The sequence below is a fragment of the Streptomyces sp. YS-3 genome (assembly GCF_045257485.1).
In the GTDB taxonomy this organism is placed as follows: Bacteria; Actinomycetota; Actinomycetes; order Streptomycetales; family Streptomycetaceae; genus Streptomyces.
Map to the genome: position 1 here is coordinate 1 of NZ_JBJHPC010000574.1, position 4,529 is coordinate 4,529.

The following is a 4,529-nucleotide window of genomic DNA, read 5'->3' on the forward strand; positions in this document are numbered from 1 at the left end:
CCCCCACGCCGCCACGGCCCGCCAGTTCCAGCCGGCCCGGTACCAGTACGCCCCGCCCCGCGACCGCCGGTTGAAGACCTGGAGGGCGTCCGCGTCGTACACGCCCCGGCAGCGGACGAAACCGATCAGGGTGATGACCGCCCACGGCGTGCCGATCGCCGTCAGCAGCAGGACGAACGACGTCATCGCCGCCTGCGCGTCCCACGCGTAGTGGCCCGCGAAGACGCACACCGTCGCCACCCCGGCCACCGCGAACGTCGCCTGCGTACGCGACGCGCGCGGCAGGATCGCGTCGAGGTCGAGGCCCATCGAGTACAGCATCAGACCCGCGTTGCCCACCGACCCCGCCGACGCCGCGAGGAGGAGCGGGACCAGGTACCAGCCCGGCGCCGCCGCCACCAGCGGGCCCGCGTAGTCCGCCGCCGCCCGCGCCGCGTACGCCGTGAACGTGCCGAACAGCTGCGGCACCAGCAGCCCGGCGATCAGGCCCAGCCAGGTCGCGTGCAGCACCCTGCGCGGGGTGTGGCGGCTCGGGGAGATGTAGCGCGTGTAGTCGCCGAGCAGCGTGATGAACGCGATCGGGCCGCTCAGCCCCGCCGCCACCAGCGCCAGCAGCCACGTCGGCCAGAACGTGCCGAGCAGATAGCCGCCCGCGCCGGGCAGCGCGGCCGTCGTGAAGTGCGGGGCGTAGGCCGCGACCCCCAGGACCAGCAGCGCGGTCATGCCGACCGCCAGGACCCGGGACAGGCGCAGCAGCACCCGGTACCCGTACACCGCGCCGATCACCGTCGCCGCGGCGAGCACCGCGTACACGATCCCGTACGAGGCACCGCCGGTGGGCAGGCCGAAGAGCCGGTGCAGGACGCCCGCCATCGCGTCGCCGCCGATCCAGACCGTGAGCGCCGTGTAGCCGAGGGACAGCAGCAGGCCCACCACGGAGCCCACCAGTCTGCCCCGCACCCCGAACTGCGCGCCCGACGACGTCGACAGGTTGGTCGCCGTGCGCAGGGACACCAGCGCCAGCGGCGCCGTCAGCGCCGTGCCCACCAGCGTGCCCGCGACGACCGCGCTCACCGACGCCCACCAGCCGAGGCCGAAGGAGACCGGGAGCCAGCCGAAGACGATCACGCCCAGGCAGAGGTTGGAGCCGAGCAGGATCGACACCAGGTCGCGTGGGCCGCTGGTGCGTTCCTCCTCCGGGATCGTGTCGACTCCGCGCTGTTCGATCTGCATGGGCTGCCCCTGACGCTCGATGGCCTTGACGCGCTGGCCTGATGTCGACGTTCCGGTTCTTTGAGTGGCGTTCAATGTGAGGTCAGGTGCATGTGTCAGTCAACCCCTTGATTGCTTCTAGCAAGCCGTTAGAGTGGTGTTCTAAATGGAGGTGTGCTGCGTGCGACTTACCCCTACGGAACGTGACCGGCTGCTGCTCTTCGGCGCGGCCGAGCTCGCCCGGGCCCGCCGGACGCGCGGGCTGCGGCTGAACGTCCCCGAGGCCACCGCGCTCATCGCGGACACCGTCTGCGAGGCGGCCCGCGACGGACGCCGGCTCGCCGACGCCATCGCGGCGGCCCGGAGCGTCCTCGGCCCCGACGACGTCCTGCCGGGGGTCGTGGACGTGGTCACCGAGGTGCACGTCGAGGCCGTCTTCGACGACGGCTCGCGGCTCGCCGTCGTCCCGGCTCCCATCAGTGGCGCCGGCGGACTCGGCGCGGACGCCCCCGGCGCCGTGCTGCCCGGCCCGCAGGGCCCGGACCCCGAGCCCGCCCTCCGGCTCACCGTGCGCAACACCGCGCCCGTCCCCGTCAGCGTCACCTCGCACTTCCACTTCTTCGAGGCCAACCCGCGCCTCGACTTCGACCGGGCCGCCGCGTACGGGACGCGGCTGTGCGTACCGGCCGGGTCCTCGGTCCGGTTCGACCCGGGCGGCGAGGCCGAGGTCGGGCTCGTCCCGATCGGCGGCGCCCGGATCGCCATCGGATTCGCCGGACTGGTCGACGGTCCGCTGGACGCGCCCGGCGCCCGCGAGGAGGCCCTGCGCCGGGCCGCCGCCTGCGGCTACCTGGGCGCACACCCGGAAGGAGCGGTCTCATGAGCAGGCCCAGCCGCCACAGCGACCACTGCGCGCCCGGCAGCCGCCACATCGACCCCGACGAGTACGCGGCCGTCTTCGGACCCCGGGCCGGGGACCGGATCCGGCTCGGGGACAGCGGGCTGACCGTCCGGGTGGAGTCGGACTCCCAGCGGCCCGGCGACGAGTTCCTCGCCGGGTTCGGCAAGACCGCCCGCGACGGACTGCATCTGAAGGCCGCCGCCGTCCGCGACACCTGCGACGTCGTGATCAGCAACGTCGTCGTCATCGACGCGGTGCTGGGCATCCGCAAGGTCTCCATCGGCATCCGCGAGGGCCGTATCCACGCCGTCGGGCGCGCCGGGAACCCCGACACCCTCGACGGGGTGGACGTCGTCGTCGGCACCGGGACCAGCATCGTCTCCGGCGAGGGGCTGATCGCCACCGCCGGCGCGGTGGACACCCATGTCCATCTGCTCTCGCCGCGCATCATGGAGGCCTCGCTCTCCTCCGGCGTCACCACCCTCATCGGCCAGGAGTTCGGCCCGGTGTGGGGCGTTGGCGTCAACTCGCCCTGGGCGCTGCGGAACGCCTTCGCGGCCTTCGACGCCTGGCCCGTCAACATCGGCTTCCTGGGCCGGGGTTCGTCCTCCGACGGCGCCCCGCTGGTGGAGGCGCTCGCCGAGGGCGGCGCCTGCGGCTTCAAGGTCCACGAGGACATGGGCGCGCACACCCGCGCCCTGGACACGGCGCTGCGCGTGGCCGAGGAGCACGACGTACAGGTCGCCCTGCACAGCGACGGCCTGAACGAGTGCCTCTCGGTGGAGGACACCCTCAAGGTCCTGGAGGGGCGGACCATCCACGCCTTCCACATCGAGGGCTGCGGCGGCGGCCACGTCCCCAACGTGCTGAAGATGGCGGGCGTGCCCAACGTCATCGGCTCCTCCACCAACCCGACCCTGCCGTTCGGCCGGGACGCGGTCGCCGAGCACTACGGGATGATCGTCTCCGTCCACGGCCTCAAGCCGGACCTGCCCGGCGACGCGGCCATGGCGCGCGACCGCATCCGGGCCGGGACGATGGGCGCCGAGGAGGTGCTGCACGACCTGGGCGCGATCGGCATCACCTCCTCCGACGCCCAGGGCATGGGCCGCGCGGGCGAGACCGTACGCCGCACCTTCGCCATGGCCGCGAAGATGAAGGCCGAGCTCGGCCCGCTGGAGGGCGACGGCGAGGGCGACGACAACGCGCGCGTGCTGCGCTACATCGCCAAGCTCACCATCAACCCGGCGCTCGCCCACGGCCTCGCGCACGAGATCGGCTCCATCGAGGTCGGCAAGCTGGCCGACATCGTGCTGTGGCGGCCCGCCTACTTCGGCGCCAAGCCGCAGATGGTCCTCAAGTCCGGCTTCCCGGCCTGGGGCGTCACCGGTGATCCGAACGCGGCCACCGAGACCTGCGAGCCCCTGGTCCTCGGCCCGCTCTTCGGCGCCCACGGCGCCACCCCCGCCGAGCTCTCCGTCGCCTTCGTGGCCCGTGCCGCCCTCGACCAGGGAGGCGATCTGATGCCGACGCGCCGGCGCCGGGTCGCCGTGCGCGACACCCGGGGCATCGGCCCCGCCGACCTCGTCCTCAACTCCCGTACCGGAGCGGTCGACGTGGACGGCCGCACCGGACTGGTCACCCTCGACGGCGACCCGCTGCGCTCGGAGCCCGCCGACTCCGTCTCCCTCAACCGCCTCTACTTCCTCTAAGGACGCCACGATGACCGCTGCCGCCGACGGCTTCCGCATGCCCGCCGAGTGGGCCCCGCACGAGCGCACCTGGATGGCGTGGCCCGGCCCCAACGTGACCTTCCCGAACGAGGACGAGCTCGCCGGGTCCCGGGCCGCGTGGGCGGCCGTCGCCCGGACCGTGCGCCGCTTCGAGCCGGTCACCGTCGTCTGCGGCCCCGGTCAGAGCGCCGGGGCCGGCGCCCTGCTCGGCCCCGGCATCGATCTCGTGGAGCGCGAGCTCGACGACGCCTGGATGCGCGACATCGGCCCGACCTTCCTGACCAACGGCTCCGAACTCGCCGCCGTGGACTGGACGTTCAACGGCTGGGGCGCCCAGGACTGGGCCCGCTGGGAGCACGACGCCAAGATCGGCGCATACGTCTCGGACCTCGCCGGGGCGCGTACGTACACCTCGCGCCTGGTCAACGAGGGCGGCGCGATCCACGTCGACGGCGAGGGCACGGTCCTGCTCACCGAGTCCGTGCAGCTCGGCCCCGAGCGCAACCCCGGCTGGACGCGCGAGCAGGTCGAGGCGGAGATCCACGCCATGCTCGGCACCCGCAAGGCGATCTGGCTGCCGCGCGGCCTGACCGCCGACTATCCGCCGCACGGCTACGGCACGCTCGGCCACGTCGACATCGTCGCCGCGTTCGCCCGCCCCGGCGTGGTCGTCGCGCACACCC

The 4,529-nt window shown here is 73.5% G+C and carries 4 protein-coding genes; 3 read left to right on the forward strand and 1 reads right to left on the reverse strand.

The window, feature by feature from the left end; genetic code table 11:
- Positions 1-1,233, reverse strand: a 1,233-nt coding sequence (locus tag ACJA3G_RS30990; RefSeq protein WP_406556356.1) for a cytosine permease, incomplete at its 3' end; no start/stop codon positions are given.
- 160 nt (positions 1,234-1,393) lie between these two features.
- Here ACJA3G_RS30990 and ureA point away from each other — a divergent pair.
- The 3 genes from ureA to ACJA3G_RS31005 all read left to right on the forward strand — a co-directional run.
- A complete protein-coding gene (gene ureA, locus ACJA3G_RS30995; RefSeq protein WP_406556357.1) occupies positions 1,394-2,095 on the forward strand; it encodes an urease subunit gamma in 702 nt (233 codons plus the stop codon).
- Complete coding sequence (locus ACJA3G_RS31000) at positions 2,092-3,825, forward strand: urease subunit alpha (protein ID WP_406556358.1); 1,734 nt, start codon at positions 2,092-2,094, stop codon at positions 3,823-3,825. The genes ureA and ACJA3G_RS31000 overlap by 4 nt, the downstream gene beginning before the upstream one ends.
- A 10-nt stretch (positions 3,826-3,835) precedes the next feature.
- Positions 3,836-4,529: agmatine/peptidylarginine deiminase (locus ACJA3G_RS31005; protein ID WP_406556359.1), on the forward strand; the 694-nt coding region annotated here is incomplete at its 3' end.

Excerpts from the sequence above, each read along its gene's own strand:
- ACJA3G_RS31000 (WP_406556358.1), top strand. The coding sequence starts at position 2,092 with ATGAGCAGGCCCAGCCGCCACAGCGACCACTGCGCGCCCGGCAGCCGC.